General features: G+C 64.4%; 11 protein-coding genes. 5 read left to right on the top strand and 6 right to left on the bottom strand.

From position 1 onward, the window contains the following. Nucleotides 1-31 precede the first annotated feature (31 nt). From ACODSL_RS17420 to ACODSL_RS17410, 3 genes are all read right to left on the bottom strand, one after another. Nucleotides 32-1,408 carry a spinster family MFS transporter gene (locus ACODSL_RS17420; protein ID WP_488901995.1) on the bottom strand — a complete coding sequence of 459 codons (1,377 nt, stop codon included), beginning with the start codon at nt 1,406-1,408 and terminating at the stop codon, nt 32-34. A 75-nt stretch (nt 1,409-1,483) separates the two neighbouring features. After that, nucleotides 1,484-2,674 (bottom strand): iron-containing alcohol dehydrogenase, encoded by a 1,191-nt coding sequence (locus tag ACODSL_RS17415; RefSeq protein WP_488901994.1) that lies wholly within the window; start codon nt 2,672-2,674, stop codon nt 1,484-1,486. Between the two features lie 583 nt (nt 2,675-3,257). Next, on the bottom strand, nt 3,258-3,878 hold the full coding sequence (locus ACODSL_RS17410) for a 2-hydroxychromene-2-carboxylate isomerase (RefSeq protein ID WP_488901993.1): 621 nt from the start codon (nt 3,876-3,878) through the stop codon (nt 3,258-3,260). 477 nt (nt 3,879-4,355) lie between these two features. Between ACODSL_RS17410 and ACODSL_RS17405 the strand changes: the two genes are divergently transcribed. Then, entirely contained in the window at nt 4,356-5,552 is a 1,197-nt protein-coding gene (locus ACODSL_RS17405) for an acyl-CoA dehydrogenase family protein (protein WP_488901992.1), read from the top strand. Between the two features lie 383 nt (nt 5,553-5,935). Next, the gene (acuI, locus tag ACODSL_RS17400; RefSeq protein WP_488901991.1) at nt 5,936-6,922 is read left to right on the top strand and encodes an acrylyl-CoA reductase (NADPH); all 987 of its coding nucleotides are present in this window, start codon (nt 5,936-5,938) and stop codon (nt 6,920-6,922) included. 688 nt (nt 6,923-7,610) lie between these two features. On the opposite strand, the gene ACODSL_RS17395 is transcribed toward acuI, so the two are convergent. Together ACODSL_RS17395 and ACODSL_RS17390 are read right to left on the bottom strand one after the other, a co-directional pair. Then, nucleotides 7,611-8,639 carry an NmrA family NAD(P)-binding protein gene (locus ACODSL_RS17395; protein WP_488901990.1) on the bottom strand — a complete coding sequence of 343 codons (1,029 nt, stop codon included), beginning with the start codon at nt 8,637-8,639 and terminating at the stop codon, nt 7,611-7,613. A 632-nt stretch (nt 8,640-9,271) separates the two neighbouring features. Further along, nucleotides 9,272-12,181, bottom strand: a complete 2,910-nt coding sequence (locus tag ACODSL_RS17390; protein WP_488901989.1) for a TonB-dependent receptor — start codon at nt 12,179-12,181, stop codon at nt 9,272-9,274. Between the two features lie 597 nt (nt 12,182-12,778). Here ACODSL_RS17390 and ACODSL_RS17385 point away from each other — a divergent pair. Further along, nucleotides 12,779-13,675: an alpha/beta hydrolase gene (locus ACODSL_RS17385; protein ID WP_488901988.1), complete on the top strand. Its 897-nt coding sequence runs from the start codon at nt 12,779-12,781 to the stop codon at nt 13,673-13,675. A gap of 505 nt (nt 13,676-14,180) precedes the next feature. Here ACODSL_RS17385 and ACODSL_RS17380 read toward each other — a convergent pair. Next, a complete protein-coding gene (locus ACODSL_RS17380) occupies nt 14,181-15,056 on the bottom strand; it encodes a LysR family transcriptional regulator (protein WP_488901987.1) in 876 nt (291 codons plus the stop codon). 141 nt (nt 15,057-15,197) lie between these two features. Between ACODSL_RS17380 and mmsB the strand changes: the two genes are divergently transcribed. Together mmsB and ACODSL_RS17370 are read left to right on the top strand one after the other, a co-directional pair. Then, complete coding sequence (gene mmsB / locus ACODSL_RS17375) at nt 15,198-16,097, top strand: 3-hydroxyisobutyrate dehydrogenase (RefSeq protein ID WP_488901986.1); 900 nt, start codon at nt 15,198-15,200, stop codon at nt 16,095-16,097. Nucleotides 16,098-16,140: 43 nt separating this feature from the next. Next, nucleotides 16,141-17,634, top strand: coding sequence for a CoA-acylating methylmalonate-semialdehyde dehydrogenase (locus ACODSL_RS17370; protein ID WP_488901985.1), 1,494 nt, complete (start codon nt 16,141-16,143; stop codon nt 17,632-17,634). Nucleotides 17,635-17,638 lie beyond the last annotated feature (4 nt).

Genomic DNA, 17,638 nt, shown 5'->3' with positions numbered 1-17,638 from the left:
TTGTGGGCCTGCAAAAGGCGATGCTCTGAGGTCAGCTCAGTGTGTCCTCGCAGATCGTCCTGCGGGCGGCCCAGAAACATCCGAATGCGGCGACGCCGAACAGGCTCCCGACCACCAGCGCCCATCGGACCCCTTCTGCAGGCCCCAAGCCGAAGCCGTGATTGAACAGGTCTGAGCAGGCCCCGATGGTGATCGGCCCAAGTCCAAATCCGAGCAGGTTCACGAGGAAGAGCAGGACGGCCGCCGCCGTTGCGCGCATCTGGGGCGGCACGACGGATTGGGCGGTCCCGTAGACGGGTCCGAACCACAAGGTCCCGAGGAAACCATTTAAGGGCAGGAGGGCTAGGCCAGCCGCCGCATGCGGTGCTGTGACGGCAAGAACAAAAATGGGGATGGAGAGCAGACTGGCCGCCGCAGGCGCAAGCATCCAGGCACGCAGGTCTCGGCTTCCGAGCCGATCCGACAGCCAGCCTCCGCACAAGGCCCCAAGGGCTCCGCTCACGCCGTTGATCAGGCCCAGGGCGAGACCCAAGAATCCCATCGATCGGATATGCAGCCCGAAGCGTTCGCCTGTTTGGGCGGCAAGTGCGGCGATCTCAGCGGGATGATTCCGCAAGAAGAACGAAGCCGTGAACGGAGCCGCCCCGAAGGCGACGAAGGCCGTGATCGCGCCCCCCATGGCCACCAGCCAGAATGTCCGTCGCCGGGCGAGATAGGCCATGGTCTCGCCGAACGTGGCGGCCGTCGCCGCGAGATGGGCCGCGTCCTGCGCCAGCCGCCGCCGAGGCTCGCGCAGTGTTGTGAAGGCGAGCGCGGCAAAGATCAGCCCAGGCGCGCCTGCGATCAGGAAGGCGACCCGCCAGCCATAGGCGTCGGCCACCAGGCCGCCAAGGGCCAGGCCAAGAAGCGTGCCGATCGGCGTTCCCATGGAGTAAAACGCCAAGGCCGAGGCGCGTTTTTCCCGCGGCACATAGTCGACGATCAGGGAATGGGCGGGGGGCGTGCATCCCGCCTCGCCGACGCCAACGCCGACCCGGAAGAAGACGAGCTGAGCAAAGTTTTGGGCCAGGCCCCCCAAGGCCGTGAACACGCTCCAAACGGCCACGGAGGCGCCAATGATCATTGGGCGATTGCGCCGCTCTGCAACCCGGGCGATGGGAATTCCCAACAGGGTGTAAAACATTGCGAAGGCCAGACCGGTCAGCACGCCGAGCTGCCAGTCGGCGAGCCCCAGATCATGCTTGATCGGCTCGGCGAGGATCGTGACGATCTGACGGTCCAGGAAGTTGGCGATGTAGATGCTGAGCAGCAGCACCATGGCGTAGCGCCTATAGGCGATCGACAGGGGACCGCCCGGGGGCGCCTGGACGTCCACTGGGTCGGCGATCTGGGTCGGCGGCGCGGTCATGGCATATCCTGGCGAATGGCGGCGGCCGCGCTCGGCCGGCGCCCACCCGTGAGCCCAGCTGGCGGCCGGGAATGGCTAGGCGGCCACCTGTTCCTTCAATGTCCCGAGCAACGCGACGACATCGGCCGGCTGCAGCAGCGCACGTGGATTGACCGGGGCAAACACCGACTTCACAGCGATTTCGCCAATTCGTGGGTAGTCCGTGGGCTGGATGCCCACGTCGCTCAGCTTGCCCGGCAAGCCCAACTCCTGAACCAATTGCTCCAGGGCGATGGCGGCGCTGCGTCCGGCGGCGCCCAACGCCGCTGCAATTCGGCGCTGCGCATCCTGGGTGGCCGGGAGATTGTATCGCAGGACGTGCGGCATCAGGACCGGGGTGATCAGGTAGTGCGGGACGCCGAAGGTGCCGCCAAGCACGTGGCCGATGGCATGACTCGCGCCCATCGGGACCCGGGTCTGCAGGCCAAAGGCCGAAAGCCAGGAGCCATATTGCGCAAGACGTCGCGCCTCCAGATCCAGCGGGTCGGCTTTACAGCGGCGCAGACCCTCCGCAAGCGTGCCGATCCCTTCGGTGACGACGGCGTCCACCAACGGCGTGCCAAAGCCGGAACAGAGGGCTTCGATTCCGTGGTCCATCGCTCGCGTGCCGGAACCCAACCAAAGGGTCTCGGGCGTGTGGAGGGTGATCTGCGGATCGAGAATAATTGAGAGCGGCATCATCAAGGGGTGGTGGAAGATCTGCTTCCAATCCCGCCTGGTGTCGGTCACCAGGGCGCCGGCGTTGTACTCGCCGCCGCTCAGCGTGGTGGGGACGACGATCGAGCGCACCGTTGGCGCCCGGAAGGCCTTCGAGGCGATCGGCGCGCCCGGCGCGCCCGCGGTCAGTTCGTAACCGTCGAGGCCGTCTTCCTCGAAGATTTCGTGCTCCATGCACATGGTGACGATCTTGACCACATCGACCACCGAGCCGCCGCCCACGGCGACCAGGAGGTCCGCCCCCGCCGCGCTCGCCGCTTTGGCGATTTCCACGGCGCTCGCCCGGGTCGTGTGCTGAGGCACGCCAGCGAAGGCGCCCGCGTACCGGTCGCCCAACTTCGCGCGGATCTTCTCAATCTCATCGGTCGTCGTGTCCAGCGTATGGCTAACCACGAGGTAGACGCGCTTGGCGCCAAGGCGCTGCGCCTCCCCAAGGACCGCGTCCGCTGAGGGTTGCCCGAAGATCACCCGATCCATCGGCGGAAATTGTTGCACGCCCGCGAGCCGCATCTTTCGCTCCTCCCTGGTCTTTCTATCCCGTGCGCGATGCGCGACAGGTGTCACTGACGGTAAGCGAAAACGAGAAGAACGATAGTGCCAAATTCGCACTCAATAGCGATTTTGGCGGTCAGACAATCGCCGGCTTGAACTCGCAGGCGAGACGCCACGGGTCAGCGCGGCCGCGAGCGCCCGCGCCGCACATGGGCGCGGCTCCCTCTCAGTCGCGGCGCCGGATCGCCAGGCGTTCGCCTGTCGTCACACACCAGCTTCTCGTTCGGAACGCCCCGGCTCGCCGCGGCGGTAGAGCACCTGGCTGGGGAAGGCCTCGCTCAGGTCCCAGAAGTCGATATCGTCGATGGTCCGACCCTGGCGCCCTGAGCCCTGGGCCACACCCTCGGCGGTCTCGACCATCGAGGGGGCGAGACTCGGCGCAATCGCCCCAGCTCCCGCTCGACCGCCACGACGCGGCTGACGGGGTCGTTCCGGGCCAGGCTGATCTGCGGCAGTGACGCCGCGCGGGTGATGACGGGCCGGCCTGTCACGGAGTGAGTGACCGACAATCCGAACGCGACCCGCGGGCGGCCTCGCCGGCCTAGGCGGCCTCTACGCCCCCGCTCTGCAGAACGATCTCTTCCTCGACCTCGCGGAGCCGATCCTTGCCGAAATAGAGCTCCTGGCCAACCAAGAAGGAGGGGCTGCCAAAGACGCCTGCGTTCACGGCCGCCTCGGTGTTCGCCATCAACTTGGACTTGACCTCCTCCGTCTGGGCGAGCCTCAGGATCTCGTCCTTCGGCAGACCGGCTTCCACCAACGATGCGGCGTAGACCTCCGGGTCATCCATCTTGCGACCCCGCATCCACATGTCGTCGTAGATCTGCGCCACGAACGCGTCGAACACTCCCGCCACCTGGGCCGCGACAGCCCCTCGCATCAATTGCAGGGTATTGATCGGGAAGTGCGGATTGAATTGGAAGTCGGAGAGCCCATGCCTCTTGAGGAAACGCGCGATCTCAATTCGATCGTACGCGGGCTTGTTCCTGATGTTCGCGAACGCGGTCGCCGGAGACTGATTTCCCGTCAGCTTGAAGACGCCACCCAGCAAGATGGGCTCATAGACGAACCTCGCCTTCGTCCTTGCTTCGATCGCGGGCAGCACACGGTGACACATATAGGCGTTTGGGCTGCCGAAATCGAAATAGAAGGTGACGTTCATCGATGACTTCCTGCACCCGCGCCCAGCGCGACGCCAGCCGCACCCTAAGTATTTTAATAGCACTGACAGAGGTTGCCTGCGAATTCAAGCTGTTTCCGCGCGCCGGCTGCCCCAGACAAATGTCGTCACCCCCCATCGGGGATCTCGGAGCCCAACCTTGTGAGCAGGCTCCTCTCCGTCGGCGATCGGGCCGCGCCACGAACAGGGGGCGGACGTCCGAGCGAGGAAAATTCGGTCGCGCGTGGCCATTAGCGGGTATCCGAGAGAGGCGAGACCGCCTCCATTCGACGACCGTCTTGCCTTGCTGGGGCTCGCATCGCGCTTCCTGACCAGTCGGCTTGCGCCATCGACTTGGGCGGCCCCCTGGCGATCGGACGCTTCGACTGAGATCTTTCGCAGTCCTCAGTTCCATTATCCTACTGGCGGTGCTAGATTTCGCAGAATGGCTCGCCGGCCAACGGTCGCATGGAGGAGAAAATGGACCTCGCCTTTGACGCTGCAGACGAGGCTTTTCGGCAGGAGGTGCGAGCTTTCCTGGCGGCGAACTTGCCTCGCGAGCTGGCCGAACGGGTTCGGCTGGGTAAGACCCTCAGCAAAGCGGACTTCGAGGGGTGGCAGGCGACGTTGAACGCACGCGGCTGGCTCGCCCCACATTGGCCGAAAGCTTACGGGGGCCAGGATTGGACGGCGACCCAGAACTTCATCTGGGACTACGAGTCCTCGCTTGCCAACGCGCCTCCCACGATCGCCTTCAGCTTCAAAATGCTGGCCCCAGTGCTGATCAAGTACGGGTCAGAGGAACAGAAACAGCATTGGCTGCCGCGTATGCTCAGGGGCGACGACTGGTGGTGCCAGGGCTATTCCGAGCCCGGCGCCGGCTCGGACCTTGCGGGGGTCAAGACCACGGCCGTACGGCAGGGCGACCACTACATAATCAACGGTCAGAAGACTTGGACCACCTACGCCCAGCACGCGAATATGATCTTCCTTCTGGCCCGAACGGATAGCTCGGGGAAGAAGCAGGATGGCATCTCCTTCATCCTGGTGGACATGGATCAGCCTGGCGTGGACGTGCGGCCCATCATCACGCTGGATGGGGACCACGAGGTCAATGAGGTCTTCTTCACGGACGCCCGCGCTCCGGTGGCCAACCTCGTCGGCGAGGAGGGCAAGGGTTGGACGTATGCGAAATATTTGCTGACCTACGAGCGCACGAGCATGGCCATGGTCGGGGCGTCGTCCGCATCGCTCGAGCATCTGCGGGCGATTGCTCAGCAGGAGACCAAGCGCGACCGGCCCCTCGCAGAAGATCCCTACTTCGCGGCTAGGTTCGCCAAGGCCGAGATCGAATTGGAGAATCTCAAGACGACGACCCTTCGGGTTGTCGCCGCCGCGGCCGCCGGCGGAGCGCCCGGAGCCGAAAGCTCCATGCTGAAGGTGAAGGGGACAGAGATCGCGCAGGAAATCGAGGCCCTCAGTCGTCGCGCCCTTGGCCCCTATGCGTTGCCCTTCCAGCACGAGGTTCTCGCGCCCGGCTCCAACGCCGAGCCCGTGGGCCCGGACTACGCGCCTGGCGTCACGCCGGCCTACCTCAACAGCCGAAAGCTGACGATCTACGGCGGCTCAAACGAGGTGCAGCGCAACATCATCACCAAAGCCATCCTCAAGCTCTGAGGCGGGACGCGTATGCCGAGACTGCGGACGGCCGACTCGCAAATTCGGCCAGACATTCTCAGTCGCGTCTTCGCCGAGCGCGGTCGCGAACCGCGGAAGGTGGACCATCACTTCGAATGCAGTGTCGCCCCCTAGCGAACGCCTCCATCACCGCCTTGGCGCTCGCGCCGCCAGGTCTGGCGGCGCCTTGGGAAAATCAACCGTTCAGGGTCTTAGCGACGCTCGCGTGATCGCCCAAAAGCTGCGCCATACGCGACAGTTTGACATAGCATCGCAATGAATGCCTAAGTGTTGAAAACCTACCCACCCGTCGTCATGAGCGAGCCGCGCGAGGGCTCGACAGCTCGAAGCGACACACCCCGTTGGAATCAAGGAACCGAGACATGAGCTTCAGGGCTTTGGTGGCGCGTAAGACTGACGGCAAGATCACGACCCATCTTGAGACGATGGAAGACGCCGACCTGGGCCCCGGCGACGTGACCATTGCGGTCGAATGGTCGACGGTGAACTACAAGGATGGGCTCGCGGTCACTGGCGCCGCTGGGGTCATCAGGACCTTTCCTCTGGTTCCCGGCATTGACCTGGCCGGCACGGTGGCGGCTTCCACGGATCCAAGGTTCGCCGCGGGCGACCGGGTTGTCGTCAACAGCTGGGGCCTGAGCCAGACTCATCATGGGGGCTACGCGGAACGAGCCCGGGTCAGCGGCGATTGGGTGATCAAGCTGCCTGAGGCGATCTCGACCCGCCACGCCATGGCCATCGGGACGGCGGGCTATACGGCGATGCTGAGCGTCCTGGCGCTCGAGCATGGCGGTGTCCGGCCGGACCGAGGCGATGTCTTGGTCACAGGCGCGAGCGGCGGGGTCGGCTCGATCGCAATCGCGCTGCTCTCCCGCCTCGGATATCGGGTGATCGCTTCGACCGGTCGGCTCGACGAGAAGGACTATCTCACCTCGTTAGGGGCGTCCCAGATCATCGACCGCGCGGAGCTGTCGGCGGCGGGCCGGCCCATGGGCGGGGAACGCTGGGCGGGCGCGATCGACTCGGTCGGCAGCCACACCCTGGCCAATGTCCTGGCGCAAACCCAGTATCGTGGCGTTGTCACCGCCTGCGGGCTCGCCCAGGGCATGGACCTGCCCACGACGGTGATGCCGTTCATCATGCGAAACGTCACCCTCGCGGGCATCGACTCCGTCAACGCGCCGCACGAGGTGCGCCTAGAGGCATATGACCGCCTGGCGACCGATCTCGACCTCGGCAAGCTGGAGGAAACCATCACGGAGGTGGGTCTCGAAGACGCACCTAGGGTGGCGCAGGCGATCCTGCGCGGCGAGGTGCGCGGCCGCACCGTAGTCGATGTTCGTCGATGAGGCCTTCGCGCGACCGGTGACCTTGCCCCCGGCGTCCCGGATCGGGCCGAGACGGTTGCGAAGGCCCCCTCCCGTGCCGAAAGGCCGGCGGCCCGGCCCTCCCTACTGTCCTCGTTGATCTTGAACCGTCCGGGATTCACGCGGCCGGGCGCTCGATTGGTCCGATCCCGCAGATGCCTTGGCATGGGTCGGGTGCGGTGCTGCCGCAGGTCCAGCGGCGGCGATGCCGGAGACGAACCGGCCAGGAAGGTGCTCCGCCGAGCGATGCTTGCCAAGCCTTGCGGTGTCGTGTTGGGCATGCGCGGGAGGTCGGCGCAGACACAGGCCTCGAGGGGTCGCGATTGGTCAGCGGAAAAGGGCGCTGGGAACGTCTCGCTCGCCAGACGGCGCCTGGCGAAGCCTGCAGCGCATAAGTCGGATGGCAGGGTTGAGGCGCTCGAACCCGAGCTCCCGACAAGTCGCCTAGGCCCGCCATGGATTGACCCAGGTCGCCCGGGCGGTTCGATGGCGCGGCGCGCCCCATCCCGCTGCTAGGCTATAGCGGGCACGGCTGCGAAGACGTCCCGCGATGGGTCTCGGCCTGCGGAAATGTCAGGAAGGCGTCGGCGCCCGGCGCATCTGCGCGGGCGCCGCGCGCCTTCGCCGATTGAACGTCGGCGACGCCATCGCGCCGCCGACCATGGGAGGATCAGAAGGCCCGTTGCGGCATGAGGTTGCGAACTTCACGATGCTGAAGGTGGTTCAGCGCGTCTTTCTGGAAGCGCCAGGTTTCGGCCTCGATGACGGCCTTCAAGGAGGTGGCGGGGCGACCGAGCAACCGCTCCACATCGTCGGTGACCTCGGCGATATACCGGTCCCCGCCGTTCTGCCGCGCCAGGTTCATAAGGTGCTTCGCCGGATGGTCCTCAATGGGCGGCGCCGCCTTGTACAACAGCTCCCGGAACTCCTCCAGGGTCGTGGGCACATAGGTGATCTTGCGTCCGAGCGCCGCCGAGAAGTCTTCCGCGAACTCGTACCAGTTCTTGCGGGTCGGGCCGGTCAGTTTGTGCGATTTCCCGGCATGGTCCTTGGGGTTCAAGAGCGCCTCCACGCAGACCTCGGTCACGTCCACGGTCGCCACGGGCGCCGTCTTGGCGTCGCCGAACGGCAGGCGGATCGTGTCATCCTCCTTGATCGTCATCGCCGGGATCCACAGCGTGATGGGATTCTCGACGAACATGGCCGCCTGGATATGGCAAACGGGCAGGCCCGACCAATCCAGGGCGCGCTCCGCGGCCCAGTGCACGAACTGCTGCGGGGACCACTGCACGTCCGCCCCGAGAACCGCGATGCGTTCGGCGTCGGGCAGGGCCATGTTGTCGAGCGTCATGTAGCACTGCTCGAAGTCCGACATGTTCACGAAGATCTCGCAGCCGCCTTCGCGCTTCGCCGCCGCCGCCATCAGGATGGTCGCATCGGCATAGTAGGGGTTCAGGCTCATGCTGAAATAGATGCGCTTCACCCCCTTCACCGCCTCGCTGACATCGCGGGGGTTGAGAAGGTCGCCCACGAACACCTCGGCGCCCATGTCGCGCAGGTCCTGCGCCCGCTGATCGTCGGTTCGCACGAAGGCGCGGACGGCATGGCCGCGCTCAAGCAGGCTGCGGGCGATGGTCCGTCCGACACTGCCGGTCTGGCCGCCGGCGCTGGTCACGAGGATCGGAGATGTGCTGGTCATAGAGTTACCTTTCGGAGAGATCGCTCGCGCTTTCGCGGCGCATCAGGGGTTTGAGGGAATCTCGAGTTGGCCGACGTCGGCCAATTGGGACCGTCGTCCATCGTCCAGGGGGCTGGGACTCGCACCTGCAGGCGGCGGTCGCCGTTCGCCGAGGCCGACGCCCCCGTTGCCGGGAAGCGCTGCTCGATATCTGCCCTGAAATCGAACGCGGGGCGTTACGCATGACCCGATAGGTGCATCTGCCATCCGAGCGTTCCTCGCCTTCGATTCTTCAGGGGCCGCAGTGCGGCGAGCCTATGCGCCGACCGCTAATTATGGGCATATAAGCCTTATCATCCGGTCAGTGCCGAAACAAGACTTACTGGCCGCGATGTATGGGCGCGCCGCGAGCTGCAGGGGGCCTCGGCGCCGGATTCTGGGGCTCGACCTCAAGACCCGAGGTCGGTCGCCTCGCGCCCGGATTCTCGCCCACCTGCTTCGCCAGCTCCGCGCCTGCAAGCGGCGATGGGCGAGACGCCGGATCTGGCCCATAGGGCCGACGGCGCCTCGCCCCGCCCCCATAGCCCTCTGCGGCCTTCGAGCTGCCGGCGAACGGGCGTGACGGAATCGCGCTCGTTCGCCGGCAGCCAAGACTACCAGCGCTTGGTCAGTGACAGGCCGTAGGTGCGCGGGTCGACGTAGAAGGCGTTCCGGAACGAGCCGGCGCTTTCGTCGTGCAGATAAAGATCGGTGATGGCCTTCTCGTCGGTAAGATTTTTGACGAAGCCGGCGATCTCCAGGCCCTTGCCGTCGCTCGCGACCGTGAAGGTCAGGTTGACGTTGTCCCAGGCTTTGATCAGGTCGGATGGCGCATTGTAGATGCGCGCAAAGGTCTTGGTCTGGTGATAGTAGTCCGCGCGTAGGGTGGCGTCCCATTCGCCCATGACCCAGCTATATTGGGCGCCGAAGGAGGCGGTCCAGTGCGGGGCGTTGGGCAGTTCCTTGCCATGCAGCGGCACGAGAACCCCATCGGAAATCAGGGCGCCGTAGGGGTTGGTGCCGGCGGCGAGGGCGCCGGTGCCATTGATATTGGTCCCTGCCCCCGCGGAGCTTGCGACGTCGCAGACGCCTGCCAGGACCCCGGGAATGCCGGAGATCAGGAAGGGGTTGTTGGCCGCATTCGAGATTGCCAGGGCGTTCTGGGCGCCGGCCGTGGTGACCACGCAGTTCGAGCCGAAGCTGTTCTTGACCAGCGTCAGACCGCTCTGCCCGCCTGTCCGGTCCGCCACGTCGACCGAGCCTCCATTGGCGATCTTCGTATCCAGATAGCCGATCGAAGTGTTCAGCCGCAGGCCCTTGAGCGGCTGCCAGATCGCCTCAAATTCCGCGCCGTCGACCTTGGCGTCGATGTTTTCATTGATCGAGGTGCGGCTTTGAATCTTCGAAACCTGGTAGCCCTTGTAGTCGTAGTGGAAGGCGCTCAGGTTCACTTGCAGGGTGCCATCCAGCAGTGTGTTCTTGGAGCCAATCTCATAGGAGTTGATCAGTTCCGGCTGGAACGTCGCCGGATAGGCCTGCACGCCAAGGCCAGGGCTGAACGGCGGGTTCACCCCACCGGCCTTATAGCCGCGAGAATAGAAGGCGTAGATCAGGGTCTCGTTGGTGAAGGCCAGGTCCGGCTTCCAGTCGAACCCAAACCGGCCCGTAGGCTTCTTGAAGGTCGCCTTGAGCACCGCGGGTTGACCGGGGAGCGCGCCCAGCAGGCCGATGCCAGGCTGCTGGATCGCACCCGGATGGTTGTCGATACGCTTGTCGTCGACCGTATAGCGTAGGCCCAGCGTCCACTTCAGGGTGTCGGTCGCCTGCCAATAGAGTTCGCCGAACGCGGCGTACGATTCCAAGACGTACGGCTGCGGAAGGTAGAGATAGTTGTGGCCGAGCCCGGTCGGATCGCGATTGGGGTCCACCGCGACGCATGGCGCCGCAGTGAAGCAATTCGGATTGCCGGTTTTGAGCAGGTTCTGGATCTGCGCAAACGCGGTCGAAGCGTTGAACGGCACCGCATAGACGAAGTCGCTTCGATATTTCAGATACATGCCGCCGACGTTAAAGTTGATCGGCCCCTTGTAGCTGGACTGTAGCCGGATCTCCTGGCTCCATTGATCGCTGTGCGTATTCGAGGAGTCGTAGGCCGCTTGCGAATTGAAGGCGCCGAGTTGCGGGTCATTAATGACCCCCCCCGGCAACACCATCGCATAGAGCGCCGCATAGCCCGGCACGCCCGCGAACACATTGACGGGGTTGGGGACGGCGTTGAACGGGACTGTCGCGGTGTAGCGGGTGAAGTCCTGTCGGTTGGTCTGGTCGTACAGGGCGTAGACGGTGAGCGAAGACAGTTTGACGTCGGGCGTGACGTCGAACTCCGCGTTGAGTTCATAGGTGTCCGTCTTGGACTTGTAGCGCGGGTTGAAGGGGGACTCGATGTCGCGGATATCCGACGATTGCACCTTGCCCGCGTAGGAGTCGCCGGTCTGTAGGCCGGTGAATGCGGCGAAAATGCCATTGACGGTGCCTTGCGAGTTCACGGTGCCCAGGGCGTTCGGCGCATAGGGCGAAGTCGCCAGGCAGCCCTGGTTGAAGAAGCCCCGCTGCACCTGCGCGATCGGCGGGATGGCGGAATAGGCCGTACCGCCGATGTTGGCCGGCCCTGGATCCTTCACGCAGTACTGCTTGCCGATCCGCGAGCGGCCGTCATCCTCTTCGAAGTGGTCCAGAAGCGCCCAGGCGCGGAAACGGTCCGATGGCGTGAAGCTCACGGTCAGCCGCCCGTCCCACAGTTTACGATCGTCGACGTCCGAGCCGGTGACCGTATTTTTGCCGAAGCCGTCGCGTTTCAGAAAGTAGCCGGCCGCGCGAACGGCGAAGGCGTCGCCCAGCGGCACGTTGATCATGCCGCGCAGCTTCTCGGCGTTGTAGTTCCCATACTCGGCGCTGATGTTGGCCTCGAAGGCGTCTTTCGGCCTGGCGGTCAGGAGGTTCACTACGCCGCCGGTGGCGTTGCGCCCGTACAATGTGCCCTGAGGCCCGCGGAGAACCTCCACCCGCTCCATGTCGAAGAATTCGGTTTCGAACAGATTGTTGGCGATTAGCGGAGCGTTGTTCAGATGGATGCCCGTGCCGGCGTCGCCTGAGGCGGCGAGGAGCTTGGAGCCGATCCCACGGATTTGGAAGTTGTAGCCGGAGAAGTTGTTCTTCGAGAAGTTCACGTTCGGCACGGCCAGCACGAGATTAGGGCCGCCGTCGATCTTGGCCCTCTCGAGCGATTTCTGGTCGAACGCGGAGACCGCGATCGGCACGTCCTGAAGGGCCTCCTCCTTCTTCTGCGCCGTGACGACCAGCTCTTCGATCACATTGCCGGAGTTGGTCTGGGCCACCGCCGGCAGGGCCGCCGTCATCGCGGCCGCGCACGCCCCGCAGGCGAGCAGAATTCGGCGCCCCGTCTGCGCGAATACCGCGGTCGACGTGACGAAGGGCAAACCCGCGCGCGGGAGACTCGTAGGCATCCTGATTGTTCCTTCCCTCTAACCCACCCGGCTACATTGGCCGGAGCCCGCGCCGCTCGGCACGAGCTTGAATGTGAAAACCGCACTCACCAGCGCGTCCGCACATAAGGGCATACGAGTCTATTTTTGTGAAGTGACGTCTCTCGGCTAGACGGCAGTCAGTACGAAATCATTACTCTTTGGGTTCGACTGTGGCGCAACCGCCACGAAACCGCGTCGCAGAAGCCGCAGGCCGCCTCGCTGAAGCGGCGGCGTAAGTCTGATCGAACACGCGCCTCGATGTCGGAGCGGGGGCGTTGGCGTGACCTGGCTCGCGGGGCGATCTTCCGCCCGGGTGAGATCGTCGGCCGCCCCCGTGCCCCTGATCGGCCTTAGGACCTGGGACGACTTCTCACCACGGCCGCGAAATAGAGGATTGGCTAGGCTGACCGCCTAGCCTAATGATGGGTGCCGATATAGCACCCATAAACATTGCGACGATCGACGCTCTGCCCCAGTCGCCTGCATCGGGATCTCGGATCTCGGCTTCGGTGAAGATTGCTGCAGTTCCCGAAGCCGGTCGTCATCTGCGTTAGCTGAGGCCATGGAGGATTCGCAATGCCCAGTCCCGAACACGAAGCGTTAGCCGCCCAATTTCGCGTCGGTGCGCCGGACGCAAGCCAGAGCCCAGAAGAGCTCCGCACCGGCTTTGAGGCGATGGCCGGAATGCTATCGCCGCCTCTGGATGACGCGGTGTTCGAGGCGGTCGATGCGGACGGGGTCCCGGGCGAATGGGTGAGCCTGCCGGGCGCCTCGCCATCCAAGGTTCTTCTCTACCTTCACGGCGGTGGCTACGTCTTTGGATCTGCGAAGGCTTATCGCGGCCTGGTCTCTCGCCTGTGTCGAGCCGCCGGCGTTAGGGGCTTGTCGCTGGACTATCGGCTGGCCCCTGAACACAGATTTCCGGCGGCAGTCGATGACGCTGTGGCGGGCTACCGATGGCTGCTTTCCCAGGGGGTGGCGCCAGACCAAATCGTGATCGCAGGCGACTCCGCCGGCGGCGGCTTGACCTTGGCCACGCTCCTCGCGCTGCGAGACCAAGGGGAGCTCCTCCCGGCGGCTGGGGTGTGCATATCGCCATTCACCGACCAAGCGATGGAAGGCCGCTCCATGGTCTCCAAGGTGGCGCTCGACCCTGTTCTGAGCCCCGAACTCGTCGCTGCCGTCTCGGCGCACTACGTCGGCCCGGCGGGGGACGTGAGGTCGCCTTATGTGTCACCTCTCTACGCCGAGCTTTCCGGCTTGCCGCCCGTCCTCATCCTCGTCGGCACCGCGGAGATCCTGCTCGACGACTCCATACGTTTCGCGGAAGGCGCCAAATCCGCGGGAGTGGAGGTGGAGATCGACGCTTGGGACGGCATGACCCACATCTGGCCGTTCTTCGCAGCGATCATTCCTGAAGGCCGGGAAGCGGTCGACCAGATGGGCGCCTACATTTCCCGTAAACTCGGCTGACGACTTCCGGCTTCGGAAGGGGCAGAGGCGCTCGCTCGCTTGTCGATCGCTTATGACCGCGCCGGCGCGGTCTGCGCTGGATGGGATTCAGATTGTCCAGCGCCCCTCCCCGCCCCTTTTGGCGCCAAACGGCTCAGTCCGCGCTACCGGCGCCAGTAGGGGCCTTCAGGGTTGGGCGGACCACGCGCCGTTCGCGGCGCCGAGGGCGCGACGTGGATGAGGGCCGTCTCATGTTCAAGGATGGCGTTTGACGAGCGTCTCGACGGCCTGTCGCCTAGCCTGGGATCGCATTGCCTCTGAAATTCCAACGCGTGTCAGGCTTGCGGCGGAATAGCTCCCCCGCGAGAACTCCACCTCTCTGCGTTCGGCCGTGAGGCCGCCCGCAGGTGACAGTATCGCGTCCAGTCTGGCCGAACTTGTCCGCGAACCGGTCACGCGCCGCGGATCACACTCCGTGTCGGCCCGATCATCGAATCCGCTTTGCGAGCAAACCACGGGGCGAGCTTCACAGTCGCTCCAGGGTCGCCATCTTACGGAGAAAGGCCGAAACCGCGCGTACCGGAGCAAGGCCCTTCAGTTCGGCCGGCGAGACGAGCCAATAGGTGCGCGCAAAGCTGACCCGGTCGTCCAGGATGGGACGGAGACTTGGCTCGTCGCGCGCCATGTAGCGCGGTAGGATCACGAGCCCGGCGCCCGCCATGGCGGCTTGCTTCTGCGCGTTTATGCTCGTGCTGTGGATGCCCCGGCGCGCGCGAACCAGGCTTGGGTCCAGAACCGGCAGATTGTTCGCGACAAGCAAATAGTCCACGTAGCCTATGAGCGAATGATCCCGTAAATCTGAGACCTCCGTGATGTTTGGATGTTCGGCGAGATATTTCTGCGCGGCATATAGACCTAAGCTGTAATCAGCCAACTTAACTATTGTATATGGCCCTCGCGCCGGGCGATCGATCCTTATCACGATGTCTGCTTCGTTGCGTGAAAGTTGAATGACGCGCGGAAGCACGAGCAAATCGATTTCGATCTGCGGATATTTCTGATTCAGCTGTGCAAGGTGGCGCGGCAGAATATGCGATCCGTAGCCTTCAGAGCAGCCGATACGCACCCGCCCGGCGAGCCGGCTGGCGCTCATCTCAGTCGTGAGCGCCACGTGACTGAATGCGCGCTCCATGTCGGCGGCGGCTGGGAGCAAGCGCTTGCCGCTTTCGGTAAGTATGAATTCCCGACGTGAGCGTTCGAACAAGGGGCCGCCGACTTCGGCTTCCAGGGCCTGGACCCGCCTTGCGACGGTCGTGTGCTCCACGCCAAGCCGTCGAGCCGCGGCGGTGAGCGTGCCCGAACGCGCGAGTTCTAAAAAGAACCTTAAATCATCCCAGATCATGACATTCCTGTGCGTCTTCGCACACCTACTCTGCAACGGCGGAGTGTTCAATACAGCTGGAGCAGCTGCTAGCGTTCAACGCGATACGTAACAGTCAGCCAAGTCACGAAGATAGCTGAATAACGTGAAACGGGGAGGCCAATGGCCAGCATCACTTTCATCGGATTGGGAGCGATGGGCGCCCCAATGTCCGAGAACCTGATTGCTGCTGGCCACTCGCTTTGTGTGTTCGATCTGGACCATCGCGCCATGCAGCGCCTTGAAAGGCGAGGCGCGCGGATCAGCTGCTCGGCGCGTGAGGCGGTGACGGGTGCGTCGACGATCATCACCATGTTGCCCAATGACGGCGCCCTTCGCGACCTCTACCTCGGCCCGTCTGGTGTGCTGGCGTCGCTCTCCGCCCAAACCCTGCTCATCGATTGTTCGACCATCTCCCCGGAGACGACTCGCGAGGTCGCGGCGGCCGCCGCGCGACAGGGTCTTGGAATGATCGACGCCCCGGTGTCCGGAGGCGTCTGGGGTGCGCGCGACGCCACGCTCACCTTCATTGTCGGCGGCGACGCGGCCACGGTTGCGGCGGCGACGCCCCTCCTCCGCGTAATGGGCGAGAAGATCATGCACGCCGGGGAAAACGGCGCCGGTCAGATCGCGAAAATCTGCAACAATATGCTGGCGGCGATCATCATGGCGGGAGCTGCGGAGACCCTGGCGCTCGGTGCGCGGAACGGAGTCGACGCGGCGCTCCTGTCAGAGATCATCCAGGTGAGCAGCGGTCGCAACGGCTTGATGGAGCGCTGGAATCCCTGGCCCGGGGTTCATCCCGACGCTCCAGCGAGTTGCGACTATGAGGGAGGTTTTCAGCTTCGCCTGATGCTGAAGGACCTGTCGCTGGCCTTAGGCAACGCCGAGCTCCAGCGCGCTGTCACCCCTTTGGCGGCGCTTACGCGCAGTCTCTATGAGTTGCGGGCCGCCCAAGACGCCGGCGCCGGCCAAAAAGACTTCTCGTGCATCCAGGAGATGTACGCCCCCTGCGTCCGCTGAAGGTTCGCAGTCCTCCCCCCACTACATTTCGAAAGTCTGTTCCGTGAGCACACTGCATTTGATTGATGGCCAAGCTGTTTCTGCGGGGGAGCGGTCCGGCCCTGTCTTCAACCCCTCGACCGGGGTCAAGCTCTACGATCTGGCCTACGGTGACGTAGACGTCGTCAATCGGGCGGCGACGACGGCCGCGCATGCGGCAAGCGCGTGGGGCGCAGCTTCACAGGCGTCACGGCAGCAGGTCATCTTCCGAATGCGCGATTTGGTTATCGCCAACGCCGACAAGCTCGCTCATGCCATTGGCCTCGAGAGCGGTAAGACCCTTCCTGACGCCCAGGGCGAGATCAGCCGGGCGCTCGAGGCCCTGGAGTTCGCGACCAACGCCGCCCAGGTCACCAAAGGCGAATATTCCAGGAATGTCGGCGGCGGCATCGACGTCTACTCGATCCGCGAGCCGGTCGGGGTGGTCGGATGCATCGCGCCTTTCAATTTTCCGGTCATGGTGCCGCTGATGATGGCCAGCATGGCTATCGCTTGCGGCAACGCGGTGGTGGTCAAGCCGTCCGAGAAGACCCCCTACGCGGCTTTCCTGCTGGGCGAACTCTGGAGCGAGGCTGGGTTGCCGCAGGGGGTCTGGAACACGGTCAACGGAGACAAGCAGGTCGTCGACGCCATTCTTGAGCATCCGGCGATCCCGGTCATCAGCTTCGTGGGTTCCACGAGCGTCGGCGAATATGTCTATCAGCATGGGTCCGCCTTCAATAAGCGCGTCGCCGCCTACACCGGCGGGAAGAACCACATGATCGTCATGCCCGATGCCGATCTGGAGGCCGCCGCCTCGGCGTTCGTGAGCTCCGCCTATGGATCGGCGAGCCAGCGCTGTATGGCCATCTCGCTGCTCCTCACGGTGGGCCAGGAGACGGCTGAACGGCTCATCGGTCTGCTCACGCCGATGATCAAAGCGCTTCGGGTTGGCGCCTTCGACGATCCACGGGCGGACTTTGGTCCGGTCGTCTCATCAGACTCCAGGCTCCAAGTGTTGGGGGCGATCGACAGGGCGATTGACGATGGCGCCAAGGTGATCGTGGACGGCCGGTCGTACGTGCCGGCGGATGGCGGAAATGGCTTTTATGTGGGCCCGACCCTGCTCGATCACGTCACGCCGGACATGGGCCTCTATAAGCGCGAGATCTTCGGGCCGGTTCGTGGCGTTCTCCGCGTGGAGACCTTGGAAGACGCCATCGAAATCACGAACGGGCATGAGTACGGGAATGGCGCTGTTATCTTCACTCGCAGCGGACCGGCCGCGCATGCCTTCGTGACGAGCGTGAAGGCCGGCATGCTCGGGGTCAATGTCGCTGTGCCGGTGCCGGTCGGATATCACAACTTCGGCGGCCTACGCCGGTCCAAATTCGGCGACGCTCACATGTTCGGACCGGACGCGGCTCGGTTCTATACCGACCTCAAGACGGTTTCGCAGCGCTGGCCCGAGATCGACGCGCGACAGGGCGTGTCCATGGCCTTTCCGACCAACGGCTAAGGTC

This window comes from Caulobacter sp. FG121, assembly GCF_057809815.1.
The sequence above is the reverse complement of the archived record's forward strand: the minus strand, read 5'-3'. Positions and strand labels throughout refer to the sequence as shown.